8 protein-coding genes and 2 pseudogenes are annotated in these 18,458 nt (G+C 68.3%); 1 reads left to right on the top strand and 9 read right to left on the bottom strand.

The window, feature by feature from the left end; translation table 11 throughout:
- Positions 1-411: 411 nt before the first annotated feature.
- The 4 genes and pseudogenes from ACZ6ZT_RS34355 to brxD all read right to left on the bottom strand — a co-directional run bounded on the left by ACZ6ZT_RS34355 (position 412) and on the right by brxD (position 6,117).
- Entirely contained in the window at positions 412-1,221 is an 810-nt protein-coding gene (locus tag ACZ6ZT_RS34355) for a hypothetical protein (protein WP_469724343.1), read from the bottom strand.
- Between the two features lie 789 nt (positions 1,222-2,010).
- Positions 2,011-2,433 (bottom strand): annotated as a pseudogene (locus tag ACZ6ZT_RS34360) (transposase); the annotation flags it as partial.
- Between the two features lie 151 nt (positions 2,434-2,584).
- Positions 2,585-4,747 carry a DEAD/DEAH box helicase gene (locus tag ACZ6ZT_RS34365; RefSeq protein ID WP_469724344.1) on the bottom strand — a complete coding sequence of 721 codons (2,163 nt, stop codon included), beginning with the start codon at positions 4,745-4,747 and terminating at the stop codon, positions 2,585-2,587.
- A gap of 53 nt (positions 4,748-4,800) precedes the next feature.
- Positions 4,801-6,117 (bottom strand): BREX system ATP-binding protein BrxD, encoded by a 1,317-nt coding sequence (gene brxD, locus ACZ6ZT_RS34370; protein WP_469724352.1) that lies wholly within the window; start codon positions 6,115-6,117, stop codon positions 4,801-4,803.
- A 357-nt stretch (positions 6,118-6,474) separates the two neighbouring features.
- Between brxD and ACZ6ZT_RS34375 the strand changes: the two genes are divergently transcribed.
- Positions 6,475-7,422 carry a restriction endonuclease gene (locus ACZ6ZT_RS34375; RefSeq protein WP_469724345.1) on the top strand — a complete coding sequence of 316 codons (948 nt, stop codon included), beginning with the start codon at positions 6,475-6,477 and terminating at the stop codon, positions 7,420-7,422.
- A gap of 78 nt (positions 7,423-7,500) precedes the next feature.
- Here ACZ6ZT_RS34375 and ACZ6ZT_RS34380 read toward each other — a convergent pair whose 3' ends face one another.
- The 5 genes and pseudogenes from ACZ6ZT_RS34380 to pglX form a co-directional block, all read right to left on the bottom strand.
- Positions 7,501-8,283 (bottom strand): protein kinase family protein, encoded by a 783-nt coding sequence (locus ACZ6ZT_RS34380; RefSeq protein ID WP_469724347.1) that lies wholly within the window; start codon positions 8,281-8,283, stop codon positions 7,501-7,503.
- Between the two features lie 3 nt (positions 8,284-8,286).
- Positions 8,287-8,607, bottom strand: coding sequence for a DUF6087 family protein (locus tag ACZ6ZT_RS34385; protein ID WP_469724348.1), 321 nt, complete (start codon positions 8,605-8,607; stop codon positions 8,287-8,289).
- Positions 8,608-9,029: 422 nt separating this feature from the next.
- The gene (gene pglZ, locus ACZ6ZT_RS34390) at positions 9,030-11,948 is read right to left on the bottom strand and encodes a BREX-2 system phosphatase PglZ (protein ID WP_469724350.1); all 2,919 of its coding nucleotides are present in this window, start codon (positions 11,946-11,948) and stop codon (positions 9,030-9,032) included.
- Positions 11,948-15,844, bottom strand: coding sequence for a BREX-2 system ATPase PglY (gene pglY, locus ACZ6ZT_RS34395; RefSeq protein ID WP_469724351.1), 3,897 nt, complete (start codon positions 15,842-15,844; stop codon positions 11,948-11,950). The genes pglZ and pglY overlap by 1 nt, the downstream gene beginning before the upstream one ends.
- Before the next feature lie 23 nt (positions 15,845-15,867).
- Positions 15,868-18,414: pseudogene (gene pglX, locus ACZ6ZT_RS34400) on the bottom strand (BREX-2 system adenine-specific DNA-methyltransferase PglX); the annotation flags it as partial.
- Positions 18,415-18,458: the final 44 nt, after the last annotated feature.

Genomic DNA, 18,458 nt, shown 5'->3' on the forward strand with positions numbered 1-18,458 from the left:
CGTCATCACCAAGGCTGTCCTCACTCTGGAGAGGCAACGCTGAAAACGCTCACTGTGTGGCGGGTAGGGCGTAGAAAGCTAGGCGCCGCAGCCCGTGTTCACGATCTGCGAGAAATCGTGAACACGATCTCTATGCGCATCGATATCGGTATCCCTGGGAGTGCCTGCCAAGCGACTTGCTTCGCGCCATCCAACTGGCCAGGCAGGAGCTCACCAACCCCCCATCTGCGGATCGAATACGCAGGCCCCCAGTGTCTGGCACCGAGTCTGCTGCGACCCCTGGATATATGAACTCCGAGCCACCACCGGGCCTTCCAGGGTTGAAGCAAGGGTGAGCAAAAGATCGCCCGCCGAATGTCGTCCGCTGTGCCCAGTGTGTGGTCCAATTCTTCCGCCAGCTAACTACTCCGTTTAGGGCGGACCCTCGCGATAGTCGGTAGTGGTTGAGCGTGTCTCATGTGGTTGCCACTGGTGATATAGGCGCAGGGCGTGCCAGAAATCGTCCTGCCCGTGCTTTTGAACCAGCTGTATTGCCCGGTCGCTCAACTGGTAGCACCACTTGGGGGAATTGATTTGACGATCTGGCTTGTCCGGATTGGAGACTACGAAATGATTGTCCATCAGCGGGTGGAGGATTGACCGGCGGAGCGTTTCTCTGCTGTTGGTGGCGTAGCTTTTACCGTAGGCGTTTCGGATCCATTCCATTATTTCAGTTGCTCGCAGGATCGGGTTCCTGGCTTCCTGCCAGGTTCCCTCTGGTGTGATCTCTGCGAGCGCCAGCACCGTATAACTGGCGAACAGGCCTCGCTGTGTTCCAGTGAAGCCAATGTATTTCAGCAAGTCTCCAGCCTTTTGGAGATTTCGGTCTCTGATCCCCTGAGGTGGGGATGTAGAAGGCTCGACGTCTTCGGTGGCTGCCGACGTTCGACGACGTGGCCCGCTGGTCATCCGCATGCCAGCTTCCTCCTCGGCATGTCGGCGGCGATCCAGCCAGTACGAGACGTCGCCGCTCCATGTGCGAACTACGCGTTCAAGGGCATCGCGGCCTGGCAGCTGCTTTCCGGACAGCCATGCGTAATAGGTGGTGCGATTGATCCCGGCGGTCTTGCATGTGGCCGCCGGGGCGCCGGCCGTACCGGCGACATCCCTGAGGGCCCTCAGCTCGATGGCGAAGGCCTGTAGAGGGTCGTCGGGGCTGAGCTGGCTGGGTCGTCGTCCCACGCTGACTCCCAACTCTCGAATAATCCGGTGAAATCCTGTGTAGTCCCGAGATGTTTCGTTGTAGTCCTGAATCGTAGTGTGCGCAGCTGAGCTGGGGCAATGCTGATTCACGACAGACGAAGCGTGTCATCGGAGGTTGAAGTTGAGTCTGACCGTGGTAGTCAGGGCCCTCCTGGTTCTGACTGCAGTGCTCAGTGCCGTCATCGTGGGCCTCGTGGCCGGCATCCTCGCTCGTCACGAAGGCGCGCGGATGCCCTCATGCCTGGCTCGGGGCGGGGTAGCGTTCGCGGCGGCGTGCACCTTGCTGCTTCTTGTGCTGAGTAGCTTGGGCGCCTTGGCCTAGTGCAAGGCGCGCGTGATCAGGCAACGCGCCGCGACTGTGAGGGATGGCAGCGATGGCCGCAGACCAACGGATCTGCTGCGACCGCGAGGAGGCGTTCCCTGGTTCAGCCGACGCAGGCTAGTAGTACCCATCCTTGGTCCCGGCCTTGAGAGGGCGGTTCGTAAGGTGATGTCCATTTCCGGGTGAGGCTGGGGCAGGGGAGACGGTCGCCGCGCTCAGTCGGCTACTGCTTCCTGGTGAAGCTGCCGGTGTCGATCTCGGTGAGGATGTCGAGCTTGACCAGGCGTTTCAGCTTGGCGCGGGTGCCTTCGATGTTCTTCGGCAGCAGTTCGTGGTCGAGGGCATCGCAGACGTCCTTGGCCCGCAGTGGTCTGGTCGCCTCGTTGAAGACGGTGAGGATACGGGGGTAGTCCGGGTACTCGGGCAGGCCGGGCGAGGCGGCCTGGGCGGGAAGCCGGTCGGCAAGGCCGGGTGACGGTCTTCCGGGTGATCACAAGGTGTTCGACGTGCTTCTCGGCCTCACGCCGCCGGGTCTGCAGGTCGCCGATCTGTATGCGGACCTGCGGGTTGCGTTCGACGGTCTCGACGTCGATGCCCAGGCGGGTGCGGTGGGCGGCGACCTGGTTCTTGAAGCCTTGGTCGACCAGCGCGTTCTCGGCGACCAGGGCGATGCCTGCGGCGTTGTCGTGCGTGTTCGCGGCGAGGACGACGACTGCGATGACCAGGCCCAGCAAGTCCAGGGCCAGGCCCCGCTTGCGGCCCGGCACTCGTTTCCCGGCGTCCCGGCCGGTCGTGGAGGCAGGGACCCCGGCAGCCGCGTGGACACTCTGGGTGTCCAGCACCACCAGGGTCGGGCCCTCTGATCGGCGCGTAGATCGCGAAGTCACTGGAGTACTAGCCGGTCAGTCGGGACATCGTCCGTCCGGGGGCGCCACGGTGCTCACGGATGGCGCCTGCCTGCGCACCGGGCTGGACGGCCACGGTTGTCGCCGAGGGCCGACAGGCCGCGTGCTTGGCTGTTCAAGCGCCCCATTCCACCCGTACGGGCTCGCGGGCTGCGGCGAGGGCGCCGTCGAAGTCGGCTAGCCGTTCGGCGAGCGTGGTGGTGGCGATGCGGGGAGGGAGGGCCACCGAGAACTTCAGGCCGCGAACGGCGCGCTGGTCGACGGTGGGGAGAGTGAGGGAGTCGGGGAGTTCGGCGCGGGCGGCTTTCCAGTCGGTGGGGGAGAGGTCCTGGCGGAGCCGGATATGAGTGTCGGTTGGTCGCTGTACGGGGTCGGCTAGGTTGCCGAGGGAGGCTGCGAGGGTGGCGTTGGCGCGGTAACCGGCCCAAGTCCACCAGCGGGCGGCGTCCGCGTCGCGGACCAGCAGGGTGCCCGCCGGGTGCACCTCGTGGGGTGCACGGTCCATGCGGAGCTCGGCGAGGGCCGTTGTGGCGCGGCGGGTGAGGCGGACGTCGGGGTCGGTGCCGAGGAGGACGTCGCGCATGGCGCGGGTCAGTGCGTACGACAGGCCACGGGCTTCGCTGCCCTGCCATTTGGCGATGCCGCCGTCCTCGACGGGTTCGACGAAGGCTCGCCGTCGGGCCCAGTCGATGAAGGTGACCTGCCAGCTGCGGCCGGCCAGGAGCAGGCGGCGCGGGCCCTGGCGTTCCTCCGTGAGGACGGTGGGGTCCGTGGTGCCGATCTCGGTGCGTCCAGCGAGCACGGTGAACTCGGGGGGAGCGGTGAAGGAGGCGGTCAGCTCCATGAAGTGCCGGCGGCCGAAGTGCTTCTCGGCCTCGGGGCCGATGAACAGCATGCCGCCGTCGCTGTCGAGGAAGCCGCCTTCGACCAGGTGGGACAGGAGGGGGGCGGCGGAGCGGTCGAAGGGGGCGAGGCCGTTCCATTGCTCGGGCCACAGGCGGTCGCCGATGCGGTGTTCCTGCAGGGTGACGGCGAGGAGTTGTTGTGCCACGAGGTGGCGGGGTGAGGGTGGCGGGGTGACAGGTTCCACCCAACCGTGGGCCCACAGGGTGAGCAGGCCGGCTGCTTGGAGCAGGGTGTCGGGGCGGGTGGCGAGGAACAGGCAGTTGCGGGAGGTTCCGGTGCGGCGTCCGGTGCGGCCGATCCGCTGCAGGAAGGAGGCCACGCTGCTGGGTGAGTCGATCTGGATGACGCGGTCGAGGTCGCCGACGTCGATGCCGAGTTCCAGGGTGGAGGTGGAGACGATGACGCAGTCGCGGGCTTCTGCGAACGCCTGCTCAGAGCGGGCGCGTTCGGCGGTGGAGAGCGAGGCGTGGGAGAGGAACACCGTGACGTCGCGGGCGCGCAGTGCCGCACCGAGTTCTTCCACCTGTTTGCGGGAGTCGCAGAAGACGAGCCGCTTCTCGCCCCGGTGCAGGGCGGAGATCACCTTGGCGGCGTTGGCGAGCGATCCGACGTAGTCGAGCTCCACCTCTCCTGCGGGGCGCGGGAGTTCGCCGGAGTCAGCTGCGGCGGTGTCGGTGATGGCGGGCAGGGTGACTCCGGGGGCGACGACCAGGCCGGGCCGACCGGCAGGGCTGGCGCCCTGGAGCCAAGTCAGCAGGGTGTCGGGGTTTCCGACGGTGGCGGAGAGGCCGATCCGCTGGATGCGACGGCCTGCCAGTCGCTCCAGGCGCTCAAGCACGGCGAGCAGGTGCCAGCCACGGTCGTCCCCGGCGAAGGCGTGCACCTCGTCGACCACGACGGCACGCACCCGGCCCAGCATGTGCGCGTGGTCGGTCTTGACGCTGATGAGCATTGCTTCGAGGGACTCGGGCGTGGTGAGCAGGAAGTCGGGGGACTCGGCTCGGATGCGGCGGCGGACGGACTCTGGGGTGTCGCCATGCCAGAGGGCGGCTCGGCGTCCCAGCCACTGGGCGTAGCTGTCGACTCGGTGCACCAGGTTGTTCAGGAGCGCCTTGAGCGGGGCCAGGTAGAGGACGGAGGTGCCGGTCCAGCGCTTGTCTCGCATGGCGGACAGCAGCGGGAAGGTGGCGGCCTCTGTCTTCCCGCCTGCTGTCGGTGCGAGAAGGATCGCGTCCTCGCCGTCCATCAGCGGATGCACGGAGGCCTTCTGCAGGGGGCGCAGATCGGGCCACCCGAGCGTGTTGACGATGTGGTGCAGGACTACCGGGTCGAGGCGTTCCAGCGGATCGGTGCCGTGGGGATGCTCCTGCACGTGTGTGGCTCCTGCGCTGGTCGTCAGAGTTCGGGACTTCGGAGAATGGGTCTTCAGAGCTCGAGGTCGAGGTCGTCTGCCGAGGCGGCCGGCGCGGGAGCGGCGAAGTTCCGTTCGGTGGCGGTGAGGTCACCGCTGCCCACGGTCAGCTTGTAGTGCGTGCGCGGGTCGAAGTCGGGGAACTGGTCGATCCGGTCGAGTACGTCTCCGACCAGCTTCTTCAGGTACAGCCGTGGTGCTACTCCGACCTTTCCTCCGAGGGCCCCGCCCACAGCTCGTGCCAGGTCGGTGAGGTAGGCGTCGTCGGCAAGCTGCTTGATGCGGTCGGGGGACTGGGAGCCTTCGGCGTACAGGTCACGGATGGTGGCGCCCAGGCCGGTCAGTGACTCCTCGGTGAATCCAGGCAGCCGGATCTGGACGGCGCGGGGATTGTCGAAGCGAGGGTCGGTGGTGAAGTCGGTGGCGAGGCGCTGGGCGAGGGGAGCGAGTCGTTGTACGCCCTGCTGTCCGTCGTAGAAGGCGGGCGTGCCGGTGATGACGAGGTACAGGCCGGGGAAGCGGCCGGAGTATACCTCGTCGATGAGCTGCCGCAGCGCGTTGAGTGCCTTGTCGCGGGCGTCGGAGCGGACCCGTTGCAGGGTCTCCACTTCGTCCAGGACGAGGATGAGTCCGGCGTGGCCGGCGTCCCGGAGCACTGTGAGCAGGCCCTGAAGGAAGCCGAAGGCACCGAAGTGGTCGAGGTCGCCGCGGACGCCCGCACTGCGGCGGGCTGCTGCGGCGACGTGTGGCTGGCCGCCGAGCCAGGCCATGACCGCAGCAGCGGTCGCCTCGTCGCCAGCATCCAGGGACTGCTTGTATCCGCGCAGGGCGGTGGCGAACGCGGGGGCGTGTCGGGACACCTCGGCCAGGCGGGCGGTGAGCAGCCGCTCCACGGCCTGCGGCAGTTCGCTCTCGCGGGCGTCGTCGGCGAGTGCGTCCTCCTCCAGTGCGTAGAACCAGGCGTCGGCGACCGGCCGCAGGGCGCTGGGCGGGAAGCTAGGGGTGGTCAGGCGTTCGGTGAGTCGCCGGTAGACGGTTTCCAGCTTGTGCAGAGGGGTCTCGGTCTCCGACACCTGTACTTCAGCTACGGCGAAGGTGCGTCGTTTGGCGCGTTCGCCGAGCCAGCGGGTGAAGAAGGTCTTGCCGGATCCGTACTCGCCGCGCACGGCCTTGAACACCGAGCCGCCGGCGGCGACGGTGTCCAGTTCCTCGTCGACTGCCCGCTCGAAGCGGCCGAGTCCGGTGGCGAGCAGGTCGAGGCCGCTCTCGGGGACGGCGCCGCGCCGCAGCGCGTCCATCACTGAGCGCCGTCGCACGGCACCAACCGGGATGGCGACCCCAGAAGCTGAAGATCCAAAGGCGTTCACCCGAACAGTCTCCCATCCGGCTGCCGCATACGAGTTGCAGTGCGAGGACGAACGGGACCGGCTGCGGCACGTGAGCCCGAGCCGTTGTGGACACAATATCCCGAGGCTCCTTCGGTGATCGCGTCCTCGGTGACATCTAGGAACGGGGCCCAGTTGGGCCTGACGTGGCATCACCTAGGCTTTCCCTCGGCGTGAAACATCCGAGGGGGGACCTTGAGTATCGATTCGAGCACGGCGCGGCCGGCCACTCGGCGACCGGCATCACCAGGGCCGGAGTTCGGGCAGGCCTTGCTGCCCGGCACGGAGACAGGTACCGAGGGCATGCGTCAGCGGCTGATGATCCTGCAAGGCAGGCTGGAGCGCTGCGCCACGGTGTTGCGGGCTCACCAGGAGACCGTCACCCGCGCCCCCCGGACCGATGCCCTCGCTCTCGGCCTGGTTGAGGCTGATCACCGCCTCCTGCACGACGTGAAGCAGTGTGACGACGAAGCTGGCGAAGTGGATGACGCGCTCATCGAATTCTTCCAGGAGCTCATGGCGGCCGACCTGAAGTCGGTCCGGCGCAGGCAGGAAGCCGAGCGCCTATCCGGTCGGATCGGGATCTCACCCCCGTACTCCCCCGGTTGGAACTGGGTGGACGAGATCTCGGACACCTTCGATCACGCCTCGTCGCCGCTGCTGAGGGTGGAGGGCGGGAGCCTCTTCGGGCCGACCGCCCTGTTCGTCAAGCGCTACGCCGAGCACGCGACGTTTACCCGCACCATGTACGAGGACATCACCTTGTGGTTGGCCGCGCTCCGGCGGGTGACCATGGAGGCCCTCGACGGCCCCCTTCTCCAGGAGCCCACATTGATGGCCTTGGAGGAGATCGACGAGCTGCACCACAGCCAGTTCGAGCAGCTGATCGCCGACCTCCTCGACCGCGACGGATACCGGATCATCCGCTCCGGCGGCGGTGCTGGCGACATGGGCGCCGATGTCCTCGGGGCCGACCCCCTCGGGCGGTTCGTGATGGTGCAGGCAAAACACTTCACCCGCGGCAGTGGCTCGGTGGGCCAGCCCGTCGTGCAGCACCTGTACGGCGGGGCCATGGCCACGCACCCCTCGACGCTGCCCGTCGTCGTGACCAATGGAAGGCTCACCGGCGGGGCGAAGGGGTGGGCGGCGGAACACTTCCGGGCGCGGCTGATCGGCCGCGAGGAGTTGCGGCGGTGGGCGGAGAACGGGGAAAGCCTGGAGTCGGTCCTCAAGGGCACCGGGCCCGCATAGAGATTCCGCCCCGCCTCAACATGCGGGGTGCCTCGGACCCGATGGTGCTGGGGCGGGGCGGGGCACGCGGTGTGTAGATCAGCGAGCGTTGTACCAGGCCGTGGCGGCCTGGAGCATCTCCAGCACCCATCGCGCCGGCTCGCCCTCGGCGGTCTCCTCCCACACGCCGACGGTGGCCTTGGCGAAGGCGGTGACGGCGGCGGGCGGGGCCGTGTTCCAGGCGGGGACTCGGGCAGCCCACCGCTCGGCCTCCTCCGGCATGTGGCCGCTCTTGATGAGCCAGACCACCCACAGCGCCGGGTCGATCCACGCAGCCCCGCGCGAGGCCCATGCCCAGTCCACCAAGACGGCGCGCTCCCGGCAAACGAGGACGTTGGTCGGGAACCAGTCGGTGTGAAGCAGGGCCGCGCCGGCGAACAGCTCTGGATTTTTGCTGTGCGCCTTCATCCTGTCCGCCATCGACCGCATCACGATGTCCGGCGAGGTGATGGAGGAGAGCCGCGTCATGGCGTCGGCGACGAGGGAGAGATCGGGCGAGCCGGGGGTGTAGTCGGCGTGGCGGCCGTGTATGTCCTGGAACCCCAACAGGTCCCAGCCGGAGGCCTGGATGTGCCACAGGACGGCGGGGGCGAGGTGCTTGACGCTGGGGTTGATGTCGGCCTCGCGCTGCTGCGTCCAAACGCGTCGGTGGTCGCTGCGCAGGCCTTTCACGAACACTGTGGTGTCGGCGGCGTGGATGCGGGCGGCGATCTCGCTGTTCAGTCCGCCGCCGACGGTTTCGTACGCGACGACGGCCCCAATGTGGGCTTCGACCAGGGCCAGGACGTCGGCGGGGACCTCAGCGAGGCGGGCGTTCGGCATGGTTCAGGCTCGAGGCTTTCGGTGACGTCCGGTTCCCGGGCCCATGGGGCTACGTCTGGTGATGGCGCCGGCCCTCTCGGCCTGGGTGGCTGCCGCGGCTTCGGGCGCCGGACTGAGTGCGCGGCAGGCCGCGGCGTAGTCCTCGACCGTCATCAACGGCTGCCAGGCGAAGCCGTCCCACTCCAAGATCATGCGTGGCGCGCCAGGATCCAGGTGGGCGGCGCGCTGGGGCCCGGCGCCAAGGGTGATGGCTTTCATCGCGCCTGGCTTGCGCAGGCGGCCTTGTCGGCGTGCGGCCCAGCGATCGAGGGGTTCGTCTTCCATGGTCGTACCTCCCTGGAGCAGGACAGCACCCTACTGCTGACGGTGACCAGCGCACCTCCATTCCGCATGCTGGAGAGTGGGTGCTGTGTTGACGGTGGGGCCGCGGACAAGAGCGCTTCTGGCTACGGTCGTTCGTCGCCGAGGAGGTCTTATGGCAACACCGTCGAGCACTGAGTGCCTGCTCATGCGGATCTGACGTGGGCAAACGCGATGGCGCCCGGAACGCCGCCTGCATCCTGCTGTGCTCCCCGTCGAGGCCGTGCATGAACGGGCGCGCGGGTCGAACCTTTCCCAGTCCGGCACTGGTGGTGACGACCGAAGTGATGCCCAGGGCCGGACCCCCATGTTGAGACCGGGCGGCCGGTGCGCGGACGGGCGGAGTGGTGAACCGCCCCCGCCCGTCGCAGCCGCAGAGCTCCGGTTCACAGCCCGAACTGCTCGATCAGCTGAGCTCGGTGCAGGCGAAGGGTGCGGTTGTCGGGGAGGATCTCCAGGATCTGGGCGCCGTCGTAGTTGAGGAGTTGGGCCAGGGTCGCGGCGAAGCCGGGAGCGCGGGTGGCGGGCTGGTCCGCTCGTTCGGCAAGAGCGGTCATCGGCAGGGTGCCGGCCTCGACGAGCGCCACCAGCGCCTTTGGGAGGACGGTCCTGTCGCGTGGCTTTCGGGCGAGCAGCTCCAGCTGTGCCTGGTACAGCTCGGTGGCCATGAGGCGCTCGACCAGGGCGACAGCAGGGTCTTCGGTCTGGCTGGAGGAGGGTGTGGGCTCGGGGTCGGCCACGGAGTCGGCAGGTTGCTGCGGTGCGGGGGGCGCCACCTCGTCCTCGCCGAACAGACTGATGGCGCCCTCGGGCACGGGCGGGAGGGCCTTCCTGGTCTGTTTGCGGCGAGGGCTCGCCCCGGAGGCGTCGGGCGCGGCATCAGCGGCAGCTTCGATCTTGGTATTGGCCTCGACTGCGGCAACGCCCTCCGCGTCCTCTGTCCACCAGGAGGGTGCCGGGTCGGCCAGCTCCCGCCATCCGGTGGGCGGCTCGGCGCCGAATGGCAGCAGGGCGAGCAGGGGGATGGTGAACTCTGCGAGGGTCGCCCCGCCGTGGTAGCCCGCCTTGAGCGCGGTGTATCGGGTGTCGTGATCCCGCAGCGCGACGATCCGTGATCCGGGCTCCGGCCAGACCACCCGAGGTCCGGACAGCTCGATTTCGGCCGGTGCGACGGGTCCGCCGGGGGTGCGATGGCGGGCCGAGCCGATGGTGCCGCCGGCCGTGTCGAGCTTGTTGCCGCGCCGCTCGATCACGTGGCCGTGGTCGGAGGTGAGGAGCACGGCCATGTCATTCGCGCGGGCGGCCCGGAGCAGTGGTTCCAGACCGCCTATCTCCTTGGTCTGCCAAGCGCCGTCGCCGAGCTTCTGCTCCTTGGCGAGGCGGTCGTCGACGGTGTTGAGGACGACCGCGACATGGGTGCGTTCGTCGGCGAGGGCTTCGGTGAGGGCGGTGGAGAAGGGCGAGCCGGTGTCGGGGCCGCGCAGGTCGTCCTTATGGAAGACGGCCGCCGGAGCCCCGTTCCAGCAGGAGTGCTGGGGGAAGAGCCGCTTCTCGTCGCTCTGGTCGCCCTTCATCAGCGTGCCAGCGAACAGCGAGGTGCGGGATACGGTGGTGAGGGTGGGCAGCGCAGCGGCCACGGCACGGCGGACAGGCGCTCCGGTTGCGTCGGGAAGCGGATCGAACTCCGCCCACTGTCCGCGCAGTTCTTCGCCGAGCTCTGCGGCTATCGCCGCGCTCATTCCGTCGACGAGGAGGAGCAGGACCCGTCGCCCGGGGCAGGCCACGACGGGTGCGACGACGCGGCTCAGGAAGCTTTCCACGGTGAGCATGGTGCGGGGGGCGGTGCCATCCCCGGTCCACACCGCGAGCCGCTCGGAGAACGCGCGGTCGAACTCGCGGCGATCGGCCCGCACCTGCGCACCGATCCGGCTGTACGTGTCAGCGAGTACGCCGTCCGAGTCGCCGCCCGCTTCCAGGTGTTCCAAGGCCCGGTCCACCCACCCAAGTTCGCGGATTTGGCGGGCGGTGCCGTCTGCCACCGAGGCGATGTCGGCCCCAGGCTGACTGGCCAGCCACCGCCGCAGCCGCGCCGCCATCCGAACCCGCTCGATCCGGGCCCGGGTGGCGCCGTCGGCGGCCAGGGCGTGCTCGGCCAGCGCGGTCACGGCGCCAGTGACCGTCTCGGTGCCGCCCTCCGCGAGGGCGCGGCCCGCGGCGGTGAAGCGGGCGTCAAGTCCGGCCGAGAGCACAGGGCTGGCAGCGGCGGCGGACTGTGCCCCGAACTGGGAGACGAGCTGTGCGGCCCGGGTCAGGACAGGGTCGGCGAGCCGGTGCTCGCCCCGGTCGACGAGGCCGCGGACGTACGCCTCGCCGCTGTGTCCGAAGGAGGCCAGGAGTCTGTCGAGGTCGTCGCCCTGGGCGGGCGGCCGGTCGCCGAGCCAGCGCTCGGCGCGCCCGCGCGCCCGGTACAGGTCGTGGTCGGCGTCTGCGTGCCCCCACAGGGCGGCGCAGACGACAGCGTAGGCGGCTGCGTCCGCCCCGTGCTCGGCGTTCACTAGGGCGGTGATGATCTTGCCAGTGGAGCCGCCCTGCTCGGGTTCGGCGAGGAAGCGGGCCAGGCCAGCCCGCTCGGGCCCCCGCAGGTCGCAAAGGAGGTCGGGGCCACCGGGAGTGAGGGTCCATCGGAAGAGCGCGACGGGGTCGATGCGGTCTCCGTCGTCATGTGCGGCTGGCCCGCCAAGCGCGTCCGTGTCGTAACGGCCGAGCCTGAGTCGGCGTCTGGCCAGCCTGGTAAGGGCCTCGTCGCGGGAGAGTAGCCCCTTGCCGAGCGAGGGCCAGCCGCGGGTGGCCGCCGCGTCGAGGAGCGCTTCGGCCGCCCAGGTCTCACCCCGCAGCCGCCCATCGAGGCCACGCGCGTCGAACGCCTGCTGCACAACCTCCCAGTTGTCGACGGACCGGATCCTTCCGCCGTAGACGCGGGCGAGCAGCCCGGGGTCGAGGTCGGTGTCCTCACAATCGGTGAGGACGACCAGGACCTTGGGGTTGAGGGGAGTTGCCGCGTCGAGGTGGCCCAGGATCTGCTCGTGTGCGGCAAGCACCGAGGGCGCGACAGCCACCCGCGCCCGCAGCCCGCCCGTCGTCTCTTGCACAGCGGCCCCGTCCCAGGCCGGAGCAGCCCGCAGCAACAGGACTCGGACCGCGCCGTCGCCGAGGCGGCTGCGGGCGGCGAGGTACTGACGGACGGTTCCCGCGGGCAGCCGGGCGGGGCCGACGGTCGCGGGCGCTGCGGTGACGCTGTCGGACATCAGTCGACGACCTTCCAGACGACCTCGACGGTGGCGTTGGGGTTCTCGGCTGCGAGAGCCGCGATCTCCGCCTGCAGTTCGGCGGCGGCCCGTGCGGCGGTGGTACGCCCGCCGCCGGAGCGGGTCACGGACCGCGACGGCGTACGGGGCCCCGGCTGCGCCACCGGCTCCGGCAGAACCTGAGGGTGGGCGGATCCGCCGTTCAGGTCCACATGGTCGGAACTCGGCGTCGCGGTGGCGGGCTGTTGGGGACGTTCGGCCGTGCCCTGCCGAGACCTCAACAGCGACAGCACCTCCCGGCCGCCGGCATTCAGCACTCCAGGCAGGTCCGGGTAGTCACCCGGATCACCGGCGGCGGTATCCCGCACCCGTTCCAGGATGGCCGCTCCGTCGACACCGAGAGTGTCGGCCAGGCCCAGCTGGTCCCAGCTGGTGTTCTGCAGCGCGGAGGCGACCTTCCCGCCGCTCTTCAGGGACATACCGTACCGGTGCGCGGTGAAGTCGCCGAGGTCGAAGCGGGCAAGCCTATCCACGACGGTTTTGGCCTCGATGCCAGCTTCCGTTACCCCCTTGACCAGCTCCTGCGCCCGCCTCGCGAGGACGAGCCGGGGCGAGTCGTCGTCGAGGCGGAGGAAATCGCGGTGCTTCTCCAGCTCTCCGACGAGCCGCCCAGCGTCCTGGGCGAGCGCGCCGGCGGCCTGCTTGATCTGTCCAGCGAACTGGTTGACGATCCGCCCGCGCCGCAGTTGCGGCGCCCGGTCCCCGAGGATGGTCTCGTAACGCTTGCGCGCCTCTGTCCAGTCCTCCTCACTGGGCAGCGGCTGCTCGCGCAGGGCGTAGTCCCGCTTCAGCTCGTGCGGTGCCGGCGCGGGTTCGACGGGGACTCCGCCGCGCACCCACACCCGGTCGGTTGTCTCCGCGTAGGCGGCGGCGACCAGTCGGCGCAGGGGCTCGGGCAGTCCGCGCGGTTGGGGAAGGTCGCTCCAGTCCGAGAGCTTGACCAGGGTCGGTTCGGCGGCGCCGTCGCGGCGGGCCTGGCTGGTGAAGTGATCGGGCCAGGTGGTGGACTGCCGGTAGTACGCCTCCCGCATGGTGCCGAGCCCGAGGCCGCCCGCGATCCGTGCGATGGTCTTGCGGTCCCTGGCGTCGACCTCGACCTGTCCGTCGCGGTCCTCGGCGGCCTTGCGTACGTACTCGAAGACGGTCTTGATCTCGGCGGCCTTCACGGGTTTGCCGGTGCCGTCGGGGTCCAGGTCGGGGTGAGCGGGGTACTGGTGGGTGAGCAGCTTGCCGGCCAGGTCGCGGGCTGCGGCGTCCAGAGGTGCGCCGAGCGGAAGGCGAAGCTCGGGCACGTCCTGCTGGGCGACCAGGTGGGTGTCGAAGCCGAGGTCGACGACCCCTTCCTGCTTCTGCGCGAGCCCGTACGCCTGCCGCAGCGCCTGGGTGACACGCTCGGTGAGGATGTCGCGCTGCGACTGGAGCATGCTCTTGGCCCGCGCCTTGTCGTCGGCGTTGAGGCTGCGTGCAAAGTCGGAGTCGAAGCGTGCCTCGTCGGCGAGGGCCTTGTCGATGACCACGAGACGCTCGAAGTCACTGCGGGAGGCGTCAGTCAGGTGGGTGGGCAGCCAGGCCAAGGTGCGCGAGTCGCCGCCCGGCTTCTCCCGCAGGGCACGCAGCCGCTGCAGGTCGTCCATCGGACCGAACTCGCCCTCGTCGTAGGGGAAATCGACGACGAGCCGCCAGGCGTCGTCCTGGCTGGGCCGCAAGGTCGCCTCGGACAGCGAGTCGACGTCGGCGACGTTGCCGAAGACCACCTCGACCTGCCGCTCGGTGCCCTTCCAAACCAGGTTGAGCACGTCGTACGCGTCGAAGCCGCCAGGCCCGTCGCTGACGCCGAGCGCGTCCTTGAGCAGGCTGCGCATCTTGGCACGCCGGTTACCCAGGTTGTTGTGGACCTGGGCGTTAGCGAGGACGGCGTCGAGGTCGACGCCGGTGAGCTCCAGGCGGACCACCGCACCCGGCCCGGTGCCGATGACCTTGATCTCGGGGAAGGTCGCCGCCCACTCCTTCGCCTTCTGCTCGAGCCGGCCCACCTCGGTGCCCGCGATGCGGGTGGTGATGGAACCGTGGTTGAGGGCGTGCAGGCGCGCCAGGGTGAGGTCGGCGAGCGCAGGCACACTGGGCGCGAGGGCGGAGAGCAGCAGGGTCTGCAGCAGTCGGCTGTCTCCGGTGAAGTCGCGGCAGCGGGCGGCGAGCTGTGGGTCGCCGAGTGCATCAGGACGGCGTTGGTACGCCTCGACCTGGTCCTCGGTGACCTGGTTGGTCTTCAGCAGGTACGGGCGGAGCTTGTCCCGGTACAGCTTGTCCGCAGCCTCGAAGTGGACATTGGTCTCCCCGCTGAACGCCTTGTCGCCGCCGCCCGCGATCGCCGGGTACAGGTCGCCAAGCGGCACTAGCTGCCCGAGCCGCCAGTCGTCGCGGTGATCGACGAGCAGCTGGCTCATCAGCTTCAGACCGGTGCGGGAGCGCTGCAGCGCGGCGGAGATGTGCACCAGGGTGTCCATGAAGGCCGGCGGGAACGGGTAAGTCCGCCGGAACGCGTCCTCGTCCGCACCGGTGGTCGACTTGTCGTGGCCAAGCAGGGTGACCCACACGTCCGGGCCGAGCTTCTTGGCTTCGGCGAACGCCGCCTCCACCTTCGCCTCGGCCTCGATGGTGGCGGGCTTGAGCAGGCGGGCCTGCGCGATCTGCGGGAGGTTGCGGTCCTCCAAAACGACCTTGTCGAACCGCCCGCCGCTCAGCTTCAGGCTGTCCTGCACGGCGGCCTCGGCGGCCCCCGACATCTCCTCGCCGACCAGTTCGCGCAGGTCGCGCTGGCGTGCGATGAACGACACCACCGGGATGGCGCGCCGTTCGTCGCCGCCCTCCACAAAGTTCGTGATCTTGTCGGATTCGCGCGAGACGAACCTCTGGTCGTGGATGCGGGAGGCCAGCCACAGGATCAGCTCGTCCATGAAGAGGACGAGGCCGTCGTACCCGAGGCCCTTGGCATGCGCGGCGATGATCCCGAGCCCCTTGTCCAGGGAAACGAACCCATCGGCGTCTTCAGAGGCGTTGCGCGAGAACGACGGGAACAGGGTCTGGGTGAGGTCCTGCACGAGACGGGCCCGCAGTTCCCGCGGCGTGGAGGGATTCTCCAGATCGAGGTCCTTGGTGTTCTCGTGCTCCTCCGGCGCGTTCACCGCCTGGTCGAACAGCTCGGTGGTCCAGGCGAAGGAGTCGCCCCACTCGTCCATCTGGCCGTCCCCGGCGTCAGCGAGCTGCTCGATCACCCGGTCGTCGCCGTTGCGGCGGCGCTGCTCGGCGAAGTCCTCGAAGAGCCCGTCGGTTCGGTAGACCTGCGGCAGCGGGCAGCCGGGGTGCAGTTTGCGTACGTGCTCTACGTATTTGCCGAGCACACGCTGCTCCAGGGACTTGGAGCCCAGCATGTGGTAGGGCACCAGCAGGAACTTGCGGTCAGCGTCGAGCCATGAGTGACGGGCCCGCACTGGGTCGAGGTCGCCGCGCGCCCGGGCAGCCTGGTTCCGCGACAGCAGCGCGTAAAGCACCGCCATGAAGTGGGACTTACCGGAACCGAACGAGCCGTGCAGATAGGCCGCCTTCGACGAACGGCTGTCGAGCGCAGACTTGATCAGGTCGAGTGCCTCGTCGAAGTTGCCGAGCAGCCGGTCGGTGACGACGTAGTCCTTCAGCGCCGCCTCGGCCCCCTCGGGGGTGACCGCCTCGTTCAGTTTCAACACGAAGTCGGAGGTGGACACCGACTCCGGGATGTCGATCAACTCCCGCAGCAGCGGCCGGTCCTCGGGGCGAGGGTTGTTCCTGTTCATGAACGCCATGGTGTCTCTACTCCTCGCCCTGCTTATTCGGACTCTACGCCGGTAGCGGCATCGGTGACGTTGTCCGTGACGGACATCTGGACGGCGGCCTTCGCGCCCGTTCGCTTCTTGGGCGCGGCTGCCTTCTTCGCGCCCCCGCGGGTGGCGGCGGCCGGGCGCCAGGCCCGCAGCGCGTCGTCGGTCAGCCCGAGCTCGCCCTGCTTCTGCTGCCGGAATGCCAGGATCTCGGCGGCCGGCGACGCCCCGAACTCCGGGTCGTACTCGCCGTACCACTGCTCCAGCCACGGCTGCAGCTCAAGTAGCCCGGTCAGATAAGGGACGATCTTGTCGTCACCGAGCCCGGCCTGTTGGATGTACGAGGCGAGCGCGAGGGCCTGCTCCAAATGGTCCCAGCCGGCCCACCCGTACAGCTCCGGCGACTGCACGTTGACCGTGCCGTAAGACACGAACCGCTCCTTGGGCACGTCGAGCTTGCCACGCGCCCGCCAGTAGCTCGGCTTCAGGAAGTCCGCCGAGGTGTACTTCGGCGGCAAGGGCGTCTCCTTGCGGATCCGCCGCTTGGCGGGCTCGTCAGCTGCGGCGTCCTCCTCACGCTGCCTCTCCCACACGTACTCCCAGTCGGCCCGCTTCTTCTGCCCGGCCGGCTTGTACCGCAGCGCAGTCACGAACGGCACGTGTTCCTCGGACAGCAGCTCGCGTACGGTCTTCGCGAGGTCCTGCCGGGGCGCGTACAGCTCGGCAACGGACGCGAAGTCCTCGTCGGCCGAGAGGCTTTCGGCAAGGCGGGCAAGGGTGGTGATAGTGGGGTTGCCGCTTGGGTCGAACCAGTGCGCGCGATGCTCGATCCGGTCGAGCAGCCAGGACTTCAGCGCCTTCTGCCGCATCGCATCCCAGCCCTCGGTGGCCCAGCGTCGCTTGTACTCGGGACGCTCCACCATGCCGATGGCACGGTTCGACTCGATGACCTCGATACGCCGCTGCACGAGCGCTCGGTAGTCGGCGGGCCAGTGCGCGGGGATCTCCGTGATCAGCGTCGACCCATGCCGCGTGAACCACTCGCGACTTGCCTCGCCAGCAACGACCCGCCGCGCGAGCACGATCTCGAAGGCACGCTCGCCAAGGGCGAGTTCGGGTACGGCGGAGGCGTCGGGCAGGCGTAGGTCCTCAGAGTGCAGGTCGTATAGGGAGTACACCTGCCAATCCAGCTCCTCCTGGAGGGCGATCATGCGGGCGCGGGTGGAGTTGTAACGGGCTTGGACCTCGCGGAGAGCGGCAGCAGTGGGCACAGTGTCGGCCGCAAGGGCGATGGGGGACGCCGTGGTGATCTGCTGCGCCAGGGCGTCGAGCTCGGCTGCGAGGACGGCGGGATATTCGGCAGGGAGAGGGAACTCTTGAAGCTTGGTGCCGGTGAACTCGTAGAAGCGCTCCCAATCGTCGCTAGTGAACCCTCCGCCCTCGCCACGAATTCCCTTGTCGTGGCTTACCATCTTGAGCCAGAACCCGGCCGTGGAGCTATTTAGCAACCCAAGCAGTCGTACGTATTCCTCGGCCGGCGCCCCCTCTCGTAGCTTAATCACCGGCGCGTGCTGATTATAAGCCAATCCTGAGTCTTCAAACGCCGCGCGCATATGAGTTGCAACATGACTGAATGAAATGGTTTCGCGAGTCTTGTACCGATCGGCGACCCAGCGATACCAAGACCACCAGGGAATATTGGCGTCGAACCGTGTTTTTCCAGAAAAGTCTGTGAGCCGCCCCATGATCTGCTTGTAGCTCCACAGATGCCGACCCCACGGCGCATTGGGCTCCAGTGGCACGAGTTTGCCGTTGCTGTCGTAGGGTGTCAACGCCACGTCGGCTGGAGTCAGGGTCCAGTCCCGAATATCTTCGCCCACAACCATTGGGCGCTGCAGATGCTCCGGTGTTTCGAATCTCCGGTGCCAGTCGGCGGGGAGATAGAAGGCGTCATCTACGCCCGAGAAGCTCGCGAAACCGATTTCGCGCGGAATTAGAGATGTAAGTCGCGCCGCGCTCTGCGATTCAATAGCCTGGTTGATCTCAAGGCCGCCAGAAGCCAGAATCCATGGCTGCTTACTGAAGTAGTGATCACGCTCGAGGTCGTCCACAGAGACCCACTGGCTGACTGAACCGGGGCTCTGGATCTGGTTCACGATCGCCTGCCAGACCCAGCCGTCCTCAGGGGTCTCAGGCGCACTCGGCTCACCTTGAACGCTTCGTACGGTGCGGATGCTCCGTGACCGAGCGCTGCCGCTTCGCGGCTTGCCAATCAGAATGATCGTCGGCGTTCCATGCCCTGGAATGAACGCCCCCGACGTGTCGATGACCTCGGTGAGTTCGATCTTGTGCGCGAAGAAATCCTCGATGAGCTTCGTGCCGAACTCCCGTTTCATGAACGAGTTCGCCGTGATCTGACCGACCATGCCGTAGCCGTCGCCATGGGCTCCGCCCCGCTTGGCCAGTTCGAAGAACCGCTGAGCAAATGGCACCGACAATGCATACTTCCCAGCGCACGCGTCGTACAACTCTCGGTACAGCCGATTCAGTGAGCGTTTTCAGCGTGGTCACTGATCGAGTGACGCCGGTGAGGTTGAGG

This window comes from Streptomyces sp. NPDC102258, from assembly GCF_055584685.1.